The sequence below is a fragment of the Frankia sp. R82 genome (assembly GCF_023716925.1).
Taxonomy (GTDB): domain Bacteria; phylum Actinomycetota; class Actinomycetes; order Frankiales; family Frankiaceae; genus Frankia.
Window position 1 is genome coordinate 30,475 of sequence record NZ_JAMQQG010000001.1, and the last position, 22,191, is coordinate 52,665.

Below are 22,191 nucleotides of genomic sequence, written 5' to 3' on the forward strand. Positions count from 1 at the left end.
CGCGACTCAGGGAACCCGGCCCACGGATCCGCGTGGGACCGGCAGCCAGGCAGCGAGGGCCTCGGGGTCGACCCGGGTCCCGGTGAGGTTCTCAATGCCGTGATACACCGCGCGGACCAGTTCTGGTCGTTCCAGTAGCCGGCGGCCTGCGGCCGACGGGACGTCCCGCAGGCACAGGACGAGCCCGGCCCACGCGTCGAGATGGTCCGGATTCTGGGCTATTTCCTTTTTATATGCATGGGCGGCCACATCCAGTTGGTCGAAGCCGAAGGCCAGATCGGCCGGGGAAACCGCGGGGTCGACGTGCCGGTCGTCGAGGCTCCCACCCATCTCAGCTGCACCGCTTTCCACCCCGTTCATCCCGGTAGCCTTGAACCCGGTCGGGTCGGCCAGCCGCCGGTGGATCAGGGCCAGGCGGGTGTTATGCACGAGGCCGCGGGCCGCCGGCACCGTCGTCGTACGGATCATCAGATCGGGCACGGCGGTTCCGTCCACCCATGCCTGAGCCAGACGGTCAACCTGTTCGGGCGCCGGTTCCAGATTGCGCAGTCGCCACAGCAGACGGGTGTCGGCGATCACCTGGTGAGCAAGCCGCAGCGGCACAGCCGGCACCGTCGTCCGTCGGTAGGCGGCAGCCGCGCTCTGCATACCTGCCACGAACCGCCGACCCAGCGGGGTCAGCTCGCCCGATGCCCGGACCTCGACGACAACCCGCCAGACTTCCTCTCGCCAGCGGGCGAACTCGAAGTGAGCGTGATTCGATCCCGCGTCAAGACGGCGGCAGGAGTCCCACAGGCCAACGAGACCGAGGAATGCATATGCTCCCTGCAACAATCCGGACAGCGGCCGAGGATCGCTGCGCCACGGCGCATAGAACAACCGGCTGCTCCCACTGTCGAAAAGATCCACGAGATCCAGTAGGGCAGAGAGCTTGCTGTGCTGGAACTCATGAACCAGGGCGGCCGCGAAGGAGAAACCGTCCTTGGGGAGAGTCATCGCCGGCCCGCCAAAGGCCTCGCCCGACGACGCGCTCAGCTCCGCTTCCCGATCCGTCGGCCGCAACGGAAAGATTGCGGCCATGCCGCTGCCAATCGCCATGGCGCGCTGCGGGTCTGCCTCGGACAGCAGCCGCCATCCTTCGGTGAGCCGCTGTTGCCAGAGCTCGGCTGGTTCGCCGGCACCGCTGGATGCCACAGGAAGATCAAGCATCAACCGCGCCGGGTCAAGATCGTCTAAGACGATGGCGAGCTGGGCGGTGCCTGCCCCTGCGACGAGTCGGCGGACCGGGATAAAGCCGACCCGCGGCCCGTCCGGGATCCCCGTGGTCACCAACCCGCTGCCGGCCGGCCCCGCACCATCCGCTCCCACGTCGTCCGGCCCGGTGGCGTCTGGCGCTGTGCCGTCGGGCACCATCACGACCGAAGCGATCGCGGCAGGCAGCGGCGTGACACCCGGCGCCGGTTCGCTGCCGGGCCGGCCCGCAGGAAGCGGGACGGTGCTCGAGGCATCCGTCTGAATGATCGCCACACCCGGCGCCGCCGACAGCCGCATGACCCCGTCAGTCATGCTGGCCCTCGCCCAACCAGAGAAAGTTGCTGTTATCAGCCCACAGCCCGGCAGATACAGGCCGCCGTCCCGCAGCACAACCGTGACCTCCGCGGTGACACCGCTGCGCAGGGCTGCGACGGCGGCGAGCGCGCCCAGTCCCGCAAGGTCCTCCTCCAAGGGCACCGAGGCGGACACCGAACCACGCAACCGCCGCAGGCAGTGCATCGACCACAACCCGACGCCCGGTGACAGCAGGAGTGCGTCGACCACTGCCTGCGACCGCTGCTGTGCCTGTGCGAGTACGGCATAACTATGCGCCACATCGCTTCGTGCCAGCAGGGCCGGGGCGCGCTGGGCCGTATCGTCCATGAGTGCACGCAGCACCAGTAGGCGACGGCTGAGCTGCGTCGCCCACAGCATCCGGACAATCTCCGGTCCGCCGCCGCCGTGGGCGAGCTCGTCGAAGGCCGCGCCCGGCAGCCGATGCCATCGCATGTTCACCGGGCATGGACCCGCGCGCGTTCAAGGTCATGACGGACGCGTGCATCGATGTGCGTGATCAGGGCGAGCAGATCGGGACAGTAGACCGATCTGTTGCGAAACCCGTCGCCGCGACGGTACCGATGCGGATAGAAGCCACCGCCACAGACGTTGCGCACTCTACACTCGCCGCACTGCTCCCCCAGCGCCGCGCGGCCGATCTGGCGGGCAATCACGCCGGGATGGCGCAGTGCCTGGTCGAACCCGTCATTCAGCACGTTCAGGCCGGTGGAAGCCGCACCGTGATAGGCCGACTTGAGCGCATCCACCTGTTCGATGGAGCCATCCGATTCGACCACGATCACCGTGGACGGAGAGAGACCCACCGTCTCGAGCCGGCTGTGCCCACCGAGCAGCAGCACCATGATCTCCTGAAAGATCCGAATTTCGACCTCCTCGCCCGCCGCGTCATACCACCGGTCGAACAACGGGACCAGCCAGTCCGCATAGGGGGTGAGCTGCTCGTCCGCGGGGCGCCCGGGCGGGCGGACCGTCCAGTTTCCGTGCGGCAGGAGGAAGTCGACGGCCGGTGGCTCCCACGTGAGCAGGCTTTCGTAGACCTCGAGCGGATCCGACAACGGATCGATGACACCAAGCAGCCCGGCGAAGACGGGCCGAAACCGGGCCGAGGTCAGCCGATGCAGACCTGCGGTCGTCTCCCGTAGACTGTCCGCACCATCGTGACGCGGTCGCCGCCGGTTGTGGTGTGTCAGGGCACCGTCCAGACTCACCCCGACCTGGATGTTCTCGGCCAGGCAGGCCTCGAGAATCCGATCGCTCATCAGCGTGCCGTTGGTCTGGACGCTGAACTGAACGGAAACGAAAGGCTCAACGACATCGCGGAAAGTCCGGGCGACCGCGCGAAGAGAGTCTGCGCCGGCCAGCAGCGGCTCACCGCCGTGCAGGACGATCTCGACCGACTCGAGGCCGTGTCGTTGAGCATGATCTAGAATCTTGCCGGCCGTTACCGTGACGATTTCCTCGCTCATCGCCACAGGCTGGTCACGCCAGCTCTCGTCGACCTGACTGTAAACATAGCAATAGGTACACGACAGATTGCAGCGGCTTCGGACCTTGAGGACGAACTGCCGGAATGGCGTCGGCACCCACCCGGCCGACCGGGGTGCGAGGTGACCGGGCACACCGTATGGCCAGCCGACCGCGGCGCCAGTGTCCATGTGTGGTGTCACAGAGGTGTTTCGAACTGCCGTCAACCGCCAAGGTGAATGCGGGAGCTGAACCCGCTGGACGGAGCCTCCCGCTGCATCGCCTCACGGCAGACACGCAGCTGGGCGGAACGCAATCGTGGGTTACGCGCTTCTTCCTCCGAGGGGAGCCTGGTCACCCAGGGCTGGTACGTATCGATGTCGGACGACTCGTTCACCCGTGGACCTCCTCCGCCGTCCAGGTCCTCCAATCTATCCCGGCCGACGGTGTGGCGCGCGCATTCCGATCGACCGGGTCCGGCGGGCGCAACGGCGATGCCCGTCCGTGGACCGGTGGTCGACCGGGCGTGGGAACCCGTCGTTCGCCGGTTTCGCCTGCCCGCACCGGGCCGGGTGGCGATGCTCGTGGGCCGCTCGGAGTGCCGGAGCGCAACGGTTGCAGGATCCCCGACGGCCGTCCAACCGGCTCGCCGCCGCCCGATCGATGCAATCATCGGGAGGACAACGAACGCGGACGAGAGGCCGGGACGTAGACTCTCTTCGCACTTAGTAGTGAGAGTAAGGGGCCGAGCGCACGGTACTCCGGGATGACTCGATCCACCGCACCGGGAAGACAGGGGGTACCGGGTGGCAAACAAGATCGACAGAATCCTCCGGCAGGATTCACCGTCGCGGTCGGGAAAGAACGGCGGCGGCGAATCCACGGCCCGTGACCGCCGCTGAGCCCGTGGCGGCGGGCGAGCCACCGCTCTACTTCTTTATCAGCTACGCTCGGCCGGACAGCAACGACGGCACCTTCCTCCTGCGCTTCTTCCGAGACCTACGTCACGAGGTCAGGGTGCGCTGTGGCCACGCCCGGGCCGAGGAGGTCGGTTTTCTCGACCGGTCGAGCCTGCGGCCGGGGGACGACTGGTCGGCGGAGCTCGTCGCCGCGCTGGCTCGGGCGCGGACCTTTGTCGCGATCTGCTCGCCCACCTTCTTCGCCAGTGAGAACTGCGGACGCGAGTGGGAGTTCTTCGACGACCGGCTTCGGCAGCTCGAAGAGAAAGGAAGCAGTCGCGCTCCGCTCATCCTGCCGATTATGTGGATCCCGATGCACCCGCCGCCCATCCTCGCCGAGCTGCAGTACAGCCACGAGGACCTGGGCGCGGACTACGCCCGCTACGGCCTGCGGTACCTGCTGCAGCTGAAGCGCAACCGGGACCAGTACCAGCACTTTCTCGTGATGTTGGCGGACCGCATAGTCGAGCTCGCCCTGGCCATAGAGCTTCCGCCGTTGACGGATCTTCCGCACTTTCCGGAGATCGGCAACGCATTCGAACGGCGGGACCGGCGCTCCGGCCGCCCCGGCTCCGCAGAGCCTTCCGGACCGAGGCCTGCGGAACTGATGCCTTCGGGCTCGACAGCCGCGGAGCCGATGCTTCCGGGGTTGACCCGGCGGCCCCGCGCGGAGGCGGGTGGAGAAGCCGCGGCGCAGGAGGCCCGGCCGGACCCGGAGGACGCAGCGGCACCGGGCTCGATCGGCGGCGCTCGCGGCGAGATGACAGCCACGGCCGACCAGGTTGGCGGCGCGCAGTCCACCAGCCAGGACCAGGAAACGGACACCGAGCAGGAGCACGCCGTCGGGGACCCGGCTACCGAAAAACCCACCGGTGGACCAGTGGAGGGGTATTCTGACAACCATGGTCGGCAGTTGCCACCCGTCGACACCAAAGACCGGCTCGCGAGTCTCGGCATGGTAAGTGGAGTCAGCGGGCCGAAGCGCGTCACTTTCGTGCTGGTGGTCACTTCCAGCAGCCAGCTCGCCAACGTGCGACAGCACCTTGTCTACTATGGGCACGACTTCGCCGACTGGAAGCCCTACCACCCGCACCCCGATCGGCGGGTCTGCGTTGCGGCGCAATTTGTCGCTGCCCGCCAGGAGATGGAATCCCGGATCGAGATGCTCACCCCGAGCGTTGTCGGCCTGCTCGAACAGTCACGGAATAACAACGAGGTTGTCGTCTTCATCATCGATGTGTGGACGGCGACGATGGAACCTTTTCGCTCCGAGCTGCGCGCGTACGACCGGAGAAACGAGCCGACCACCGGTGTCATGGTGCCGTGGAATCCGGACGACGAAGAGACGCGGGAGCATCACGATCGGTTGCGGGCCGAGCTCGCCGAGACCCTGTCGAACAACATGATCCGGTTGGACGGTCTTTTTCAGGACGAGGTCACCGCGCACCAGTTCGAAGAGGCGCTGGCGAAGATTATCGCCGGCATACAGGCGCGTATCTTCGCCCGGAAGAGAGCCTTTCGCCGTCCGGCGGGCTCTCGTCCCCGCCCGCGCCCGTCGATCGAAGGGCCGCGGTGACGCCTCTCATGAATGATCACGCCGCAGGCAGGATCATCACGTTCTATTCCTACAAGGGTGGCACGGGCCGGTCGATGGCACTGGCGAATGTGGCCTGGTTGCTTGCCATGGCCCGCCAGCGGGTCCTGGCCGTCGACTGGGACCTGGAGGCACCGGGCCTGCATCGGTACTTCCATCCGTTCCATCACGACCCGGAGCTGCGGTCGACGCGTGGCATCATGGACATGATCTGGGATTTCACCGCCATGGTGATGTCGCCGGAGTCCGACGGGGACACCGACTGGTTCGACCGGATGACTTCGATCGCACCGTACGCCGTTTCGCTGGACTGGCCCTTTCCCGGAGATGGCACCATCGACCTGGTCTGCTCCGGCCGCCATGATGCCACCTACTCCCGCAAACTGAGTTCCTTCGACTGGGACAACTTCTATGAGTCACACAACGGTGCCGACTTTATCGACGCCCTGGGCGAGAACATGCGGTCGTCCTACGACTGGATCCTCATCGACAGCCGGACGGGGCTGAGCGACACAGCCGGAATCTGTACGGTCGGGCTGCCGGACACGGTGGTCAACTGTTTCACCCTCAACACCCAGAGCATCGAGGGAGCAGCTGCCGTCGCGCGATCGATCGAGGCGCAGAAAAAGATTCGCCGGATCGCCCTGCTACCCGTCCCCATGCGTGTGGAGGACGGGGAACAGAAGAAGCTCGAGCTCGGTCGAGACCTGGCACGTGCAACATTCGACCAGTATCTTCACGATCTCAGCGGTGCGGAGAAGGATCGCTACTGGGGAGATGTCGAGGTTCCCTACAAACCGTTTTACGCCTACGAGGAGATACTGGCGGTCTTCGGTGACCGACCGTTCCAGGAAGGCACCCTGCTGGCCGCCTACGAGCGGCTCACCACCTACCTCACCGACCGGGAGATCCACACGTTCCGCCCGATGGAGGAACGGGTGCGCCGGCGCGCGCTCGCCGTCTTCGAGCGCACGGTGGCTCCGATCCCAACCGAGATCGTGGTCAGCCACGTTGCGAGCGACCGGAGCTGGGCGGACTGGATCTCGGTTGAGCTGACCGGCGTTGGCTTCGCCGTCAGTCTGGAGCAGGTCAGCGACCTCGGTCAGTCCCTGGATCCGGCGCTGGTTTATCTCCCCGATCGGGGATTCGACCTCCTCGGCGACGGCGACGATGCTGGCACGCCCGCGCCCACCGGCCCCATCCGGATGTTTCGCACAGTGGCGCTGGTCTCGTCCGCCTACCTGGCCACCGAGGCCGCGCGGAAGCGGTGGCGTGCGGCCGTCTCCGATGACCCGGACGGGCTGGGGGGCCCGCTGCTGCCGGTGCGCATTGAGGATTTCCAGCTTCCGGCCGAGTTCGCCGGCCGTGCCTACACCGACCTCGTGGGCCTCGATGAGGGGCCGGCCCGCCAGACGCTACTGGCCCGCGCAGGCCGGCCGCTGCGGCCCGCAGCCCGACTTTCCCCGCGCGCCACCGACGCGGGTGCCGTTCGCTTTCCTGGCTCGCCGCCCCAGGTCTGGCGCGGGGTGCCGGAACGTAATCCCAGCTTCATCGGCCGGGAGGCCCTGTTGCTGCGGCTGCGGGACCGTTACCTCGGCGCCGATGGCCGGCCGGCCAACGTCCAGGTGCTGCAGGGGCTCGCGGGCGTCGGGAAGACCCAGCTCGCGGTGGAGTACGTCTTCCGGTTCGGCGCATCCTACGATCTGGTGTGCTGGATCGGCTGCGACCAGGTCGACCTGGTCCGCAGCAGCCTCACCCGGCTGGCCACTGACCTGCGCCTGCCCGAGCAGGCGGACCGGGAGATGTCGGACGAGGTGATCAACGCCCTGCGTCGCGGCGAGCCGTTCCGGCGCTGGCTGCTTATCTTCGACAACGCCGACGCCCCGGACGACGTGACCGCCCTGATTCCGCCTGGCCCGGGACATGTTCTGGTCACCTCGCGCAACCAGCGCTGGCGAGGCCGCTACGAGCAGGTCGAGGTCGGGATGTTCAGCCGCGAGGAGAGCATCACGCTGCTGCAACGTCGGGCGCCGGCCCTTACGTCGGAGGTGGCGACGCAGCTCGCGGAGGCGTTGGGTGACCTGCCGCTGGCCCTCGAACACGCAGGTGCCTGGCATGCGGAAACGGGTATGGCGCCGGAGCGCTATCTGGAACTGCTGCACGACAGCCCCCGCCCGCTGTTGCTCGAAGGCGAGATCCCGACCTACTCCGGCCCTGTGGCCACCACCTGGCTGCTGTCCATGGACCGACTGCGCAGCCAGCTCCCGATGGCGGCCCGCCTGGCCGAGCTGTGCGCTTTCTTCGGGCCGGATCCAATCAGCCTCGAGCTTTTCAACGGAGAGGGCCTGGAGCTGCTGGCCGACCCCGTCGATGAGGAGTTCCGTGATCCTCTGGTGCTGAGCGCCGCGGTCCGTCAGATCAGCGAGCACGCGCTGGTGCACATCGATCACCGTAACCAGCGCCTGGCCATGCACCGGCTGGTCCAAGCGGTGATCCGAGATAGTCTACCGCTCGACCGGCGGGAGCAGGTCCGCCATCGGGTCCACGCACTGCTGGCCGCGGCCGATCCCGGCGAGTCCCGACTGCCGGAGAACTGGCCGCGCCATGCCATGATCAGGCCGCATCTGGTGCCTTCCGGCGCCGTCCGATGCACGCATCGACGGGTGGCCACCCTGGTCATTCACCAGGTCCAGTGGCTCTACGAGCAGCGTGACCACACCGGTTGCCAGAGCCTCGCGAGCACCACTCTCGACATCTGGCAAGGTCTGTTCGGGGACAATGACGAGCGGACTCTGACCCTCGCTCTCGATCTCGCCGACAGCCTCCGTGCCCAGGGTTTCGCGGAGCGCGCCCGGGGGCTTGACCAACCCGCGTTCGACCGGCTCTCCCGGATCTTCGGCAGCAATCACCAGCTGACCCTGCGTGCGGGCCGGGCCCTGGGCGGAGATCTCAGGGGTCTCGGCGAATATCAGGAGGCACTGCGGCAGGACGAGAACACATATGCCCGATACCGGGATGTCGGCAGCCTCGACGACCAGGGCGCCATCATGCTCGCCAACAACATCGCGGTGTCCCTGCGGCTGACCGGCGAGTTCCGCCTCGCGCTGGAGATTGGAGAGGATGTTTACACCAGGCAACGACGGACGGTGGGCGAAAACGCGATCTACGCACTCCAGAGCGCCGACAGCCACGCCCGAGATCTGCGAGAGTGCGGTCGCTACCGAGAATCGGTGGATTTGCTGCTGGACACCCTCACCCGTTGCCGACGTGTGCTCGGCGATAATCATCCTGACACTCTTCGTTCACTGCGGAACTACGCCACCTCGCTGCGCCGGGCCGGCCAGCTACGCGCCGCCTGGCACACTTCCCAGGAAGCACTGCAAAAGTTCCAGGCTCTGGTCGGCGAGAACAGCTCGGAGAGCATCGCCGCCGCCATCGGTCTCGTCAACGACCTGTGCCTCACCGGTGATCCGGTCGGTGCCCGCCGGTTGGCGGAAAAAACCCACCGACGAGCCAAGCGACGCCTGGGCGCGGACAGCCTCTACACCCACGCCGCCGCGAACGCGTTGATGGTGGCCACCCGAGGCTCGGGCGAGCCGACCGCGGCCGCCGCCGTGGGCGAGCCGACTGTTGCCCGGCTGCGCGCGCTACTACCGGACGGACACCCCTTTTCGTCCTATTGTGCAGCGAACCTGGCGAACTGCCGCTACGACGCGGACGAGGCCGCCGTTGCCCGTACGCTGGACGAAGAGGCTGCGGCACGGCTGCGGGACCGGCTGGGCGATGATCACCCCAATACACTGCTGGTCAACGCCAATCTGGCAGTGGATCTGGCTGCCACAGGTGAGCCCGGCACGGCCGAGACTCTGCGTACCAGCGTGCTGGCTTCGCTCGCCGAGTCGATCGGCGCCGACCATCCGCTTGTGGGAGCCGTCGGCCGCGGCGAACGCGTAGATCTGGAAATCGACCCGCCGCCGCCCTGATCCGCCCAGCCAGCCGACGTCTCACCGCCGACGGCATCTCGGTCGGCGACGCGTCAGGACAGCTCGGGGGCGATGCGGGACATGAATCCCGCAGCGGGCGTGGCCGGATTTTCCGCGTCTCTCTCCACTCGCAGGACGGCTCGGGCCAGCGCCGCGTTCGACAACGTGTCGAGGGTGGCGAGACCGACGTTGGATAGATCGGGCAACCCCGTCTCGATCTCGTCCGGCCAGCCGACCATGCGTCCGCCCGCCCCCGTTCCTACCTGTTCTGACCGCACACTGACATATGCAGCGTACGGCCACTGCTCGCACCCATCTGGAGGTGGCCCGACCGCCAGCCCAAATTTCTGCGGCACGACGTCACCGAACCAGTGGCCGGTCACTGTTCGAAGCCGCATAGCAGGCCGGTGTAGGCCTTGACCGGAGGTGGAGCGTACTCCCCGCGACGACTTGTGTGCAGACCGAGAGCGGCGAGTCCGGTGACCATCGCGGTGGCGGTCGAGACGCCATCGATCACGGGGAGACCAAGGTCTGCGGACAACAGGGTGCATAGATTAGCCATACCGGCACAGCCCAGGACAATGACATCGGCGCCGTCGTCGTCACGGGCCGCGCGGCACTCGGCGAGGATGCGGTCCGGCGCGCACGGCTTTGCCTCCAAGTCAAGGACTGGGATTTCGCAGGCTCGCACGCTGACGCAGGTGGATCGCAGGCCGTAACGATCGACGAGCTCGCGTGCGCGTCCGCGGGTGCGGTCCAGCGTGGTGACGACGCTGAATGCCCGGCCGAGGATGGACGCGGCCCGCATCGCCGCCTCGGCGATGCCGAGCACCGGGCCGGTGGCGAGTTCACGGGCGGCGTCGACACCCGGATCACCGAAGCAGGCAATCACGTAGCCGGCGGCGCCAGCGGCCTCCCCCGCGGCGATCTCGCTGAGGATGCCCGGGACGCTGAGGGCCTCGTCATAATGGCTCTCAATGGAGGCCGGGCCCATCGCCGGGGTGACGGCCTCGACCTGCACGCCTGGTCCGGCGGCGAGGCAGGCCGATTCGCCGATCAGCTTGGTCATGGCCTGAGTGGTGTTCGGATTGATGACCCGGATGAGCATGACGCGACGACCGTCCAGGAGAAGTCCGAAAGAAAGCAGAAGGTGGTCCAGAGAACGGGTCCGGCGCCATGGGCCACAGCCGCATGACGCCGGACGGGGCGGAGGAACACAGCCAGCGTGTTGTCTGCCGTCAACGGGTCGCGGTCTGCGGGGGGGACTGTGGGGCGCGGGGGCTGGGCACCGGGGTGGGCAGGGAGCGGGCGGTGATCGGGGAGCGGCGGGCGAGCAGGAAGTAGACGCCGAGGCCGAGACCCATGCCGATGAACCAGCTGTACTGGGCGGCGGTGTTGATCCAGGAGATGGCCGACCCGGGGATCACGACGGTGAGCATCGCGATGACCGCGCCGACGACCGTGGCGATGACCGCCGGCGGGTTGACACCCTTGTGGTACCAGTAGGTGCCGCGTTCGGACATGGTGAACAGGTCGTCCACGACGAGGGTCTGGCGGCGGATCAGGTAGAAGTCGGCGATCAGCACGCCGAACAGCGGGCCGATGAACGCGCCCAGCGTTTCCAGGGTGTAGCGGATGACGTCCGGGTTGTTGTAGAGGTTCCACGGAGTGATGAGCACGGAGCAGACCGCGGCGATCATTCCACCGGCCCGCCAGCTGATGCGCTGCGGGCTGACGTTGGAGAAGTCGAACGCCGGGGAGATGAAGTTCGCGACGATGTTGATGCCGATGGTGGCGGTGGTGAAGGTGAGGGCGCCGAGGACGATGGCGAACGTGCTGTCGATCCGGGCGACGGTCTGGACCGGATCGGTGATGAGCTCACCGAAGACCGGAATCGTCAGCGAGGAGGTGAGCACGACCAGCAGCGAGAACACCAGGAAGTTCACCGGAAGGCCGAGCAGGTTGCCGCGCCGGACGGCGCCGAAGTCCTTTCCGTACCGGGCGAAGTCGCCGAAGTTGAGCATCGGCCCGGAAAAATAGGAGACGACGAGCGCGATCGCGCCGAGCATGATCGAGATGGTGGAGCCGCCGTGGTGCTCGCCACCGAGGTTGAGGCTCATCGCGCCCCAGCCGGCCTTGTAGATGAGGTAGCCGGTGAGCGCGAACATGACGACGTAGACGGCCGGGCCGCAGAAGTCGATGAAACGGCGGATCGTCTCCATACCCGTCCAGAACACCGCGGCCTGCAGGATCCACAGGGCGGTGAAGCTGCACCAGCCGAGCAGCGGCAGGCCCAGGAAGCCGTACTGGTGGACGTCGGCGTAGGGGGTGAGGCCGTGGAACAGCTTGAGCAGGACGACGTCCAGCGCCGCCGAGGCCAGATAGGTCTGGATGCCGTACCAGGCCACCGCGATCAGACCACGGATGATCGCCGGTACGTTGGCGCCGAGCACACCGAAGGACGCGCGGCAGACCACGGGATAGGGCACCGCGCCCTGCTGGCTCGGCCGGGCCACGAGATTGCAGAAGAAATAGACGATGGTGATGCCGACGAGCAGCGCGACCAGCACCTGCCAACTGGTCAGCCCGAGTGCGAACAGGCTGCCGGCGGTGACGTATCCGCCGACGCTGTGTACATCGGACATCCAGAAGGCGAAGATGTTGTAGGAGGACCAGGTCTGCCTGGGCAGCGGGGCGAGGTCCTCATTGGCGAGACGAGGGTCGTAACCTGGCTTCACCGCACTTGACCCGATCTGCTGATCAGTGGTCCCGACCAGGTTGTCACGGCCCGTCGGCAAAGCCCCTGGCGGGGCCGTGGTCGTATTGGTCTCGTTCATTGTTTCTCCCTCGGACGGCTGCTCGGTCCACGCGGGTGATCGGGCGTATGTTGACGCGCGACGGGTCGCCGGAAGCGCGGCCCGCTTCGGCGTCAGACCGCTCCGGTCACGGCGAGGTGAATCCACCGGCCGGCCTCTGTTGAGAGACAGTAGGGTGGCGATGTTTCTGTCGAATGACACGACAGATATATCCGTGGGCTACCGACCGAAGCACCGTTGCTCCGTGCTGTGCTGATCGGTGCTCCGTCTGATCGGCGCTCCGTCCGGTCAGGACAGCAGCCGGTCAGGACAGCAGCCGGTCAGGGGGTGGGTCCACCGGGAAGGGAGGCCTGCAGACGGGCGTGGTGCAGGCGGGAGATCTCCAGCAGGGCGTGTGCATCGCGGGCCTGGAAGGCGGCGAGCATCCGCTCGTGGTCGTCGTTGAGCGCGGTGACGACCTCCCGCGGCGCGTGGTCCATCGGCCGCGCGGGCTCTGTCATGTTCCAGGCCGATTCGTACATGCGCGCCAGGCGTGGCATGCCGCCGGCGTTGACGAGCGCTAGGTGAAACCGTCGACTCTGGCGATGGTGCCCGCGGGAGTCGCCGGCCTCGATCGCCGCCGCGGTGGCGACGTGCGCTGCCAGCACCCGTTCGTCGTCCGCGGTCGTGGCCCGGAGTACGGCCGCCGCCAGGGCCGAGGCCTCCAGCGCCTCCCGCACCAGGTAGAACTCGCGCAGCTCGGCGGGGGTCGGCGCCGCCACCGTGTAGCCGGCGCGAGCCCGGTGCTCGACGAGCCCCTCACCGACCAGGCTCATCAGCGCCTCCCGGACCGGAATCCGGCTGACCTGGTAGTGCGCGGCGACCTCGTCGACCGGGATGGGCAGGCCCGGACCGGCCGCGCCGTCGAGGATGACCCGCTTGAGCTCGCCGAGGATGGCCTCGCGCGCCGATCCGTCCCAGCTGGTGGACAGGGTTGCGACCCAGGTCGCCGGTGGCCGGGGGACTCGCATCGCACCCTCCGTGGACGGGTCCGGCGAGGCGGGCTGCGGGCCGGATCTGCAGCGGACGTCCGGGACTGTAGCCCTGCACTGTTTCGTCCGATCCGCCGCCAGATCACGTTTGCGGACCAGGCCGCCCACGCCCCGCACGGGCCATACCGGACCAGATGCGCGGTCATGACTGTGAGCCGGACACAATGGTCGTCAACGGCAGCCCACCGTCGCAGCGCCAAACCACCGACCCGCCGTCCCTCGGAACTTCCGAACCACCGAACTCCTGAACCACAGAACTTCCGAACCGCCGGAGAGAGGAGATGGCCGCCTGTGCCGGTCTCACCCCTGCGGCCCACCGATCCGGCGCAGATCGGTGGTTATCCGGTCGCCGCCCGGCTCGGCTCGGGCGGAATGGGCGTGGTCTACCTGGCCACCGATCCTGCCGGCCGGCCCCTTGCCATCAAACAGATCGCCACCCGGCTGGCCGCTGACCCGGACTTCCGGCTGCGTTTCCGCCGTGAGGTGAGGGCCGCCCGAGCGGTCGGCGGGACGTGCGCGGTGCGGGTCGTGGCCGCGGATCCGGACGCCGAGCGCCCATGGCTGGCCACCGAGTACGTCGCCGGCTCCAGCCTGACCGAGGTGGTGGAGGCGGAGGGTGCCCTGGTCGGGGACGTCCTGGACAGCCTCGCGGTGGGTCTCGCGGAAGCGCTGTATGCCATGCACGGCGTCGGGGTGGTGCACCGGGATCTCAAACCGTCGAACGTCATTCTGACCGCAGACGGACCCAGGGTGATTGATTTCGGGGTGTCCTGGTATGCCGAGTCGACGCCGCTGACCGGCCCGGGCTCGTTGTTGGGAAGTCCGGGTTATATGGCGCCCGAACAGGTCGCCGCCGGCGAGACCGGGCCGTACACCGATGTGTACTCGTGGGCGCTGACCCTCGCCTTCGCCGCGACCGGGCGCCCCCCGTACGGCCTGGGTCGGCCGGAGGTACTGCTCTACCGGGTGATCGGGGAACGCCCCGACCTGACCGGCGTGCCCGACCGTCTGCTGCCCGTCCTGCAGGCCGCCCTGCGCCCCGACCCGGGCAGCCGGCCGAGCACAACGGACCTGCTGCATCAGCTCCTGCCCGGCGAGGCGGCCGACCCGGCCGAGGCCACGCAACGCCTGTTGGACGAGCGGTGGCAGCTGCCCGGCCTCCCCCGCACCGTCACCGACCTCGGCTCCCTGCCCGTGGTTGCGCCTTCGACGTCCGCCGTGGCGCCTGTTTCCGCGCCGGCCGCGGCATCACCCGCTCCGGCCGCGCCCAGCCGCGCCACAGCACCTGGACGTGGCGCCGCACCGGCAGCGCCGGGGCATGGTGGCGCGTCGACGTCCACGTCGGCAGGAAAGCCGGGGGCGACACAGCGGCGGCGGCCGGGTTGGCTGTCGGGCCCGTGGATCCCGGCCGCCGTCGCGATCGCGGGCGCGCTCACCATCGCGATCGTCGCGACCCTGCTCACGCGCGGCGGATCGGTGAAGTCGACCGGCCTGGCTCCCGCCGGTACCGGCGGCGCACTGACCGGCTCCACACCGATACCGGTGTCGACAGCGCCGCTACCCACCAGCACTGCCTTTCCCGTTCCGGTGCCGTCTGCGCCGTCAACCGCTGGCGGTGCCACACCGGTGGCTCCGAATCCCGCGGCCACGCCGCCGATCGCACTGCCCGGCCTGTGGCGGGGTGGATACGTCTGTTCGCAGGGCCCGACCGGGCTATTGCTCAGTATTGTTCTGACCCCGAGCCAGGATCTGTGGGCACGGTTCGACTTCTACCCGCTACCGTCGAACCCCGGGGTGCCGCGCGGTTCTTATCTGATGCGGATCATCTACGCCGACGGGGTGCTGAACTTCACCGGCGTGCGCTGGATCGAGCAGCCACCCGGCTACAACATGGCCAACCTCACCGCACGTCCCCTGGCCGGCACACCGGATGAGCTGACCGGCCGGGTCCGCCTGAACGGCTGCACGACCTTCGCCGTCCACCGGCAGTAGTCAGCCACGCGCCGCCGGGAGAACCCGCCACATCGGCCGGAGCATATCCACGCGAACCAGATCACGCCGACGAAAGCCGGCAGATGATCTAGGCCGGGCATATGGTCGCAGGTGGGGCACGGGGATCGACGAGGCAACCCGGCGACGCACGGCGATCCGGTGGACGGTGAACCCGCGCGACGCGGGGCGGGTCGCGCCGCGACCCGGACGCCCAGGCACAGCGGTCGACGGGCAGGAACGGACAGGTGCGGACACGGCAGGCGTCCCCAGCGGACTGGGATGCGATCTGGCCTGTCTGGCATGCCGTCGTCGTCGAGGGTGAGACCTGTGCGTGGCCGCCGGACACCGACGAGCAGACCGCCCGCGGAGCGTGGATGCTGCCGCCGCCGGCCGACGTCCTGGTGATGGAGCAGGAGGACGCCGACGGCCGGGTCGCCGTGGTGGCCACCGCCCTGCTCATGCCCAGCCTGCCCGGGCTCGGTGACCATGTCGCCCAGGCCACCCTGCTGGTCGACCCGAAGTGGATCGACCACGGCGGTCCGCCGCAGCGCGCCCGGGTGCTCGGCACCGGTCGCGGTCGCCCCAACGTGGGTGGCGGGACCGGCGGAGTCGGCGGCAACGGCGGGCACTGGGAGAGCGCGAGCCGCCTGGCCGCCGAGCAGATGATCGAGTACGCAACCGACCGTGGTTACCGGGCAATGCAGCTCAACGCCGTCATCTCGGTGAATCCCAAGCTTGTCGCCCTGTGGCGTTCGCTCGCATTTCGCCTGGTCGGCACCCTGCCTGCCGCCTACCGTCACCCCTGGCTCGGCGACGTCGACCTCTACGTCATGTACCGTTTCCTGCCCACCGGGGAACACTGAGCAGCTATCCCGGCAGAACAGCGATCGAAGCTGCGACAGCGGTTTGGGCAGTGGGCGGTGGGCAGTAGGCAGATTTTTGCTCCCGGAAAGAGGCGTCAGTTCGTCGCACGCCGAACACAATCAATGCACAATGAGACGGTGAGATCTCTCTCCCGGCCGTTGCCCGGTCTATGCCGCGATCCTGTCCAGCCGGGTTGCCGAGGTAACTCCTGGCTGGTGTCCGTCGGTCGGGAAATCAGGCCACGCCATCCCACCGGTCGGTCCGACATGAACACGAGGATGCGCACCGGGGCGCACCGCTCCGAGCCCAACCGTGGCCTGCTCGGTCACGAATGGCCGCCCGGGGGCGGAACCGCTGGCGCCCGGACCGGGCCGGGACGGGCGGCTGGCCGTCCCGGGTGTGCACCCACCGGCAGCCGAATCCCGTACGGCCAGCGCATTCAGGGGCAGAGCGACGATGGCGAAGGGGGTCGCGGTGGAGTCGCGGATGGAAGTACGCAGGGTCTTGGCACAGGATCTCGGGTCGTTGCACGACCTCGACCGAGAGGTCTTCGGAACGCTGGCATATCCATATTTTGCGCTTCGTCAGATCTTCGACGTGCATGCCGACGAGATCCTGGTTGCGCAGATCAACGGCCGGATGTGCGGGTACTCCCTGACCATGACCGCCAGATCGTCGGACGCGAGCTGGTTCCAGGGCCTGGGTGTTGTCACGCCGATGCGGGGTCGGGGTATCGGCCGGCGGCTCGCCCGGGCCGCACTCGTCCTGCTGCACCAGCGTGGCAGCACCCAGGTGCGGCTCGCCGTGCGTTCGGACGACGTAGTCGCGAAAGCACTCTACGAGAGTCTTGGTTTTCAACCCGAAGCGGAGGAGGCGGACTACTACGGGGTGGGCGAGAACAGAACACTCATGTTCTGTACGCTGACTTCGGCACTGGTCGACCCATGGTCGACCGGGGGACTCCCCGCCTCCACCAGGCTCGTACGCCACAGCTCCGAGCCGGAGCGGGCATCAGGGTCCTCGCTACGGGGCTGAGGTCAATGCCGTCGGCAGCATTGACGTTTCCTCCCGTCCCGACCCTCGGCAGCCGGCCTCGGAGGTACGCCGCATGACCGTGCACAGCAATCCGTCACACGCGACCACGCAAGACTCCGAGCTGACAGCCAACTCCGACGCACCGTGGGACGAGTTCGACCCCACCGCCTACTTCGCCCACAACTATCTGCATCTGCGTGCCGATGACACGGAAATTCTGCGCCTCACCCGGGACCACTTCGTGCGGGCGGAACTGCCTGGTGGCCTGCACGGGGTCGACGTCGGCACCGGATCCAACCTGTATCCGGCACTGGCCATCCTGCCGTGGTGCAGAAAGATCACAATGGTGGAACGCGCGACACACAACGTCGCCTGGCTGGAGCGGGAGTTGGCCCACGGTTATTCCACCGACTGGGATCAGTTCTGGTCGGTTCTAGCCCAACGGGACTGCTACCGCGACGTCGCCGACCCGCGTGCGCAGCTCTCCGCGGCGGCGCACGTCCAGCAGGGCAGCGTCTTCGACCTGCCTCGCCAGGAGTGGGACATCGGGACGATGTTCTTCGTTGCCTGCTCCATATCCAATGTGATCGACGAGTTCGAGCAGGCGGTGGACAGCTTCCTGCAGGCGTTGCGGCCGGGCGCGCCGTTCGCCATGGCCTACATGGAGAACTCGAAGGGCTACGAGGTGAGTAGCCAGGAGTTCCCTGCCGTCGAGGTCGGCGTCCAGGATGTGCGCAGGTGTGTGGAGGCCGCGGCATCGGACGTGCAGATCCACCGGATTCCCAGCGACTCGCTACGAGTGGGGTATACCGGGATGCTGGTCGCCCTCGGCCGCGCCCGACCGACACATACCTGATCGGCGCACATCACCCCGAGAATCGGAGAACCGGGTTGAGAATGAATGTTCTACCGTCGGCGCCCGATGCCGGCGGCCGCGGTCCGGCGGTAGCGGTGACGCCGGTTACAGTGGCGAGGGCGACCGCGACGAAAACAGCGGAAAAGGCGGCCGGGCGATGAGGATCCAGCCGCGACAGTTGATGCTCGAGCTTTGGCAGGCCGCGTCCGCGTACTCCCATCAGAAGGGCGAGTGGCAGTTCGGCGGTCGCGCCCAACCCAACTCGACCGCCGACGCCGAGCAGCTGCTCTGCCTGATGTATCCAGCGACCGCCGAGGCATCTTATTTTCGGCTGGAGCAGCCCGACCGGACCGGGAAGGACGTTGCCCAGGCCCTCCAGGCGCTGGGCGAGCCCATCGAGATACCACAGGTCCTGCTGCGGGCGGTGAGCACCTTCATGCGGCGTTACAGCGACGAGGACGGCCTCCCCGTCTTTCACGGTGGCGCATACCTGCAAGCCACCCAGGCCGGCCACATACTCAGCCCGGAAGACCGCAGGATCGACATCGTCGACTCGATGTCGATGTCGATTACGCTCTGCCTGGCGACGTTGGGCTTCTTCAAGGAGTACCGGCGGACCGGGATCCGCCGGGCACAGCTGCTCAGGGACGTGGAGTGGCTGGAGAACGCGGCCAGCACCCGGCTGACTGCGGCAATGGTCGGCCTGCTCCGTAGTTTCACCGTTCACACGTTCTCGCCGACCTCTACCGCCGGCGCGGCGCTGCTGCGCACCGTCGATCAGGATGGATATTCCGAGGAGCAGCTCCTGGCCCGGCTACGCGCATCACTCAACAGCATTCGAGCCGACCTCCCGGAAGCCACCGACGGAACCACGGGCCTGGATGGCCTGGAGAACGAGAACCACCTGTTCGAATGCGGCTGGTCGTGGGGCGTGGTACACGGCGCGCCCGCGGTCGAGGCGGACCTGCCGGAGTCCGCCCAGAAGCCGGGGCGCGCCGTCGCCCGCCCGAACCTCTATTTCACGTTGTCGGCTCTGGACGGCATAGCCGACCTCTCCTCGGAACGCACCCGGCGGCTGAACCTGCTGACGTCGACGCAGCAGTCGCTGTCCCGACGCCTGCAGCTGCGTTGGGAGCTGGCGCAGCGGTACTGGTCGGCCATCGCCGACTTCGGTGATCGGCGCACGGCACTGGCCGACATTCCGTGGCAGCCGACGGACCGGGCTGGCGGCGAGAGCCCCGTGACCGATCACTACTACTCGCTTCAGGTGGCGGGCATGGTGATCGAGAACCTGCACCAACGGCGGCCCGCGGAGAACGAGCTGGCCAGCATTGCCCAGATCCTGGCGGAGCTGGCGATCCGGGCACGTGTCACCCGGCGGGCCAGCCAGCAGGAGACCGCCGTGGAGATGCACGTCCCAGGTCTGGAGATCCCCCTGGCCGAGGCCGACGGCAAGCCGGTCGTGCTGGCCTGGCGGGTCACCGACTTCGCCACGGCCCTGCTCAAACGGACCATGCGCCTTGTCCTGCTGGCTCGCAGTGCCGAACTGCGCCAGCAGCTGCTGGACCTGGCCGACGAGATCTGGGGGCATGTCGAACAGCGCATGATCCTCGATGGCCCGGGCGCCGGGCTGTGGGACGACCCACGGCGGCCTTTCCCAGGACTACCGGACGAGGCCGGCGAGCCATCCTGGTACTTCACTGAACGTGTGGTGGAATGCCTTGTGGCCGCGGTCAGCGTCATCGACATGTCACCGGTCACAAACGTCGCCGGAATCTCCGCGGCCCGCACGATGCTCAGCGAGGCTGACCATCTTTACCATCGCGAGCTTCTCAACGGTGCGCTGAACGCAGGGGGCGCGATGCGGGCCGAACTTGAGGATGTCGCCATCCAGATCGACCGCGCCCGTGCCGCTGTGGAGCGGCGGCCGGGGACCGCCCAGGCGATCCTGCTGGAGGTACTGCGCAGGCTCAACAGCCTGGAGGCCGCCCGGCCGTCGATTGTTCTGGAGGGCAGGTTGTGATCGTGCTGGCCACCTCCGACAAGGGTGGCACCGGGCGGTCGGTGACCACCACCAACGTGGCCTACCGGCGGGCGTTGCAGGGGGATGACGTCTGTTTCCTCGACTTCGATTTCGGATCTCCGACAGCCGGCGCCATCCTGGACGTGGAGTCGGTGAGCCGTGGAATCAAGATGGGTACCGGCCTGCACTCCTATCTGCATGGTGAGACAGCGGAACCAGCCAGGATCGACGTGTGGCGGCACGCGGGCTGGTCGGGGCGGCGACGCCCGCTCGGCGCGGGCCGACTGGTGCTCCTGCCCGGCGACGAGGGCGGTGGTGAGTTCCCGGTCGACGCGGCGATGATCGAGCGGTGCCGGCAGCTTTTCCTGGGCCTGGCAGAGGAGTTCAGCATCATTCTCGTTGATCTGAGCGCCGGCCGCTCCTACGCGGCCGAGCTCGTACAGGAGGCCACCAGCAACCTCGGTTCCGGCGGCGAGGCCGTCCGCTGGCTGGTCTTCCATCGCTGGACCCGTCAGCACATCCTGGCCGCGCACGGACTCGTGTTCGGTGAGCGCGGCATCGTGAACAACGGCGTACAACTCGGTATCGACCGAGAGGTAATGGAGGATTCCATCCGTTTTGTCCGGACGGCGGTTCAGGAACCGGATTCCGCACAGCTCAGCCTGCTTCGGCCGGCACAGGCGTCCTGGTTGCAGCGGTGCCACGAGGAGCTGCTTGAGCTCGCGGCCCGCCGGCGTCTCGGCCGGAGCATGATGATCGGCGCGATCCCGCTGGATCCCGTCCTGCAGTGGCGTGAGCAGATCATCCGGGACCTGGATGTCAGAAGCACTCAGATCGCGAACCCGGAAACCGTCGCCGCCTTCGAAGATCTTGCTAGCAAGCTCACGCAGCAAAACTACTGGGCGGCAGTCTGAAGAATCCGGCAGAAATATGGCAACAGCAGGCCGCGGAACGGTCACTATTACAGTGAAACCGTAGTCCGTGGGGAGATGCCAATGCAACCCTTACTACCTCGTGTTGCCGTTGCCCTGCTCACCGGCACGATCAGTTTCGGCCTGACCACCCTGGCCCATGGTTCGGTCGCCTCCACCCTGACCCTTGGCGTGTTCGTTGCCGGCGCGGTGCTGGTCGTGGAGTTCCTACGGGACGTGGAGCGTTCCATGTCAGACATCGAGCGGACCATCTCCCAGGTGAACGACGCCGCGCGGCTGCGTGCGGCCATGGAGAAGTCGCCGTTGGACGCCCAGCCCAGCGCCGCCCATCCGCTGCGTAGCCTCCTCGACACCGTGGTGACATTCGCTCCGCCGTCCTCGGTACTCGGTCGTCTCGTCACCGAGGAGATCCGGTCGCTGACCGCTCTGTTGCACGGCCTGACCGCCGAGGGGCCGGCGGCGTTCGCGGCAGGCTGCGAGGGCGAGGACCGCGACTGGCTGCTCGCGCTGACCCGGGCGGCCAGCAGACAGATTTTCGCGATCAGTACAACGGCCGCCGACGGTGGCCGGGGAAATTTCGAGGACGGGTTCTGGAAGACCGAACTCGGCCGGGATTACCTCAATGCCCAGCGCGCGGCGGTCGAACGCGGGGTCGCCGTCCGACGGATCTTCATCCTGACCAATCCGGACGTGCTCACCAGCCCTGATTTCGTCCGGACCTGCGAGAAGCAGGCGAGTGCCGGTGTGGAGGTGCGCACGAACGAGGTGTACAACCTGTCCCCGTCCTCCCGGTACGACGACTGGACGGCCCTGTTCAAGGACTTCATCCTTTTCGACGACGATGTGAGCTACGAGGTGGAGCTGGAGGGGGTTCCCCCCACAGTGAGCATCGCGCGGACGAACCTTCGATATCATCGGGACACGCTCCGGGATCGTCGGGACAGGTTCGACGCGATCTGGGAGGCCAGCACGCCGTTCCCGGCCCCGCCCGCGCCTCCGCCCGATGCGGAGTGACGGTCCCGGCGGCCGGG

The 22,191-nt window shown here is 67.6% G+C and carries 15 protein-coding genes; 9 read left to right on the plus strand and 6 right to left on the minus strand.

The annotated features are described in order from the left end of the window. Positions 1–6: 6 nt before the first annotated feature. Both ND747_RS00125 and ND747_RS00130 read right to left on the minus strand, forming a co-directional pair. Positions 7–2,043: an HEXXH motif domain-containing protein gene (locus tag ND747_RS00125; protein ID WP_251730821.1), complete on the minus strand. Its 2,037-nt coding sequence runs from the start codon at positions 2,041–2,043 to the stop codon at positions 7–9. Between the two features lie 2 nt (positions 2,044–2,045). Next, on the minus strand, positions 2,046–3,266 hold the full coding sequence (locus ND747_RS00130) for an FxsB family cyclophane-forming radical SAM/SPASM peptide maturase (RefSeq protein ID WP_251730822.1): 1,221 nt from the start codon (positions 3,264–3,266) through the stop codon (positions 2,046–2,048). Between the two features lie 697 nt (positions 3,267–3,963). Between ND747_RS00130 and ND747_RS29605 the strand changes: the two genes are divergently transcribed. Together ND747_RS29605 and fxsT are read left to right on the plus strand one after the other, a co-directional pair. Further along, positions 3,964–5,610 carry a TIR-like protein FxsC gene (locus ND747_RS29605; protein ID WP_251730823.1) on the plus strand — a complete coding sequence of 549 codons (1,647 nt, stop codon included), beginning with the start codon at positions 3,964–3,966 and terminating at the stop codon, positions 5,608–5,610. A gap of 8 nt (positions 5,611–5,618) precedes the next feature. Beyond that, the gene (gene fxsT / locus ND747_RS00140; RefSeq protein ID WP_251730824.1) at positions 5,619–9,611 is read left to right on the plus strand and encodes an FxSxx-COOH system tetratricopeptide repeat protein; all 3,993 of its coding nucleotides are present in this window, start codon (positions 5,619–5,621) and stop codon (positions 9,609–9,611) included. A gap of 53 nt (positions 9,612–9,664) precedes the next feature. Here the strand turns inward: fxsT and ND747_RS00145 are convergent, their stop codons facing one another. The 4 genes from ND747_RS00145 to ND747_RS00160 form a co-directional block, all read right to left on the minus strand. Continuing rightward, positions 9,665–9,850: a hypothetical protein gene (locus ND747_RS00145; protein ID WP_251730825.1), complete on the minus strand. Its 186-nt coding sequence runs from the start codon at positions 9,848–9,850 to the stop codon at positions 9,665–9,667. A gap of 140 nt (positions 9,851–9,990) precedes the next feature. After that, a complete protein-coding gene (locus tag ND747_RS00150; protein WP_251730826.1) occupies positions 9,991–10,719 on the minus strand; it encodes an aspartate/glutamate racemase family protein in 729 nt (242 codons plus the stop codon). Positions 10,720–10,849: 130 nt separating this feature from the next. Next, positions 10,850–12,448: an NCS1 family nucleobase:cation symporter-1 gene (locus ND747_RS00155; RefSeq protein ID WP_374216109.1), complete on the minus strand. Its 1,599-nt coding sequence runs from the start codon at positions 12,446–12,448 to the stop codon at positions 10,850–10,852. Between the two features lie 299 nt (positions 12,449–12,747). Then, positions 12,748–13,437, minus strand: coding sequence for a GntR family transcriptional regulator (locus tag ND747_RS00160; protein ID WP_251730828.1), 690 nt, complete (start codon positions 13,435–13,437; stop codon positions 12,748–12,750). A 312-nt stretch (positions 13,438–13,749) separates the two neighbouring features. On the opposite strand from ND747_RS00160, the gene ND747_RS00165 reads away from it, so the two are divergent. From ND747_RS00165 to ND747_RS00195, 7 genes are all read left to right on the plus strand, one after another. Further along, positions 13,750–15,450 carry a serine/threonine-protein kinase gene (locus tag ND747_RS00165; RefSeq protein ID WP_251730829.1) on the plus strand — a complete coding sequence of 567 codons (1,701 nt, stop codon included), beginning with the start codon at positions 13,750–13,752 and terminating at the stop codon, positions 15,448–15,450. Between the two features lie 245 nt (positions 15,451–15,695). After that, a complete protein-coding gene (locus ND747_RS00170) occupies positions 15,696–16,313 on the plus strand; it encodes an acetyltransferase (RefSeq protein ID WP_251730830.1) in 618 nt (205 codons plus the stop codon). A gap of 457 nt (positions 16,314–16,770) precedes the next feature. Next, positions 16,771–17,349, plus strand: a complete 579-nt coding sequence (locus tag ND747_RS00175) for a GNAT family N-acetyltransferase (protein WP_251730831.1) — start codon at positions 16,771–16,773, stop codon at positions 17,347–17,349. A gap of 73 nt (positions 17,350–17,422) precedes the next feature. Beyond that, a complete protein-coding gene (locus tag ND747_RS00180; RefSeq protein ID WP_251730832.1) occupies positions 17,423–18,205 on the plus strand; it encodes an SCO2525 family SAM-dependent methyltransferase in 783 nt (260 codons plus the stop codon). Between the two features lie 157 nt (positions 18,206–18,362). Continuing rightward, positions 18,363–20,228 carry an SCO2524 family protein gene (locus ND747_RS00185; RefSeq protein ID WP_285899739.1) on the plus strand — a complete coding sequence of 622 codons (1,866 nt, stop codon included), beginning with the start codon at positions 18,363–18,365 and terminating at the stop codon, positions 20,226–20,228. Then, a complete protein-coding gene (locus ND747_RS00190) occupies positions 20,225–21,142 on the plus strand; it encodes an SCO2523 family variant P-loop protein (RefSeq protein WP_251730834.1) in 918 nt (305 codons plus the stop codon). The genes ND747_RS00185 and ND747_RS00190 overlap by 4 nt, the downstream gene beginning before the upstream one ends. Positions 21,143–21,223: 81 nt before the next feature. Then, on the plus strand, positions 21,224–22,174 hold the full coding sequence (locus ND747_RS00195; RefSeq protein ID WP_251730835.1) for a hypothetical protein: 951 nt from the start codon (positions 21,224–21,226) through the stop codon (positions 22,172–22,174). Positions 22,175–22,191 lie beyond the last annotated feature (17 nt).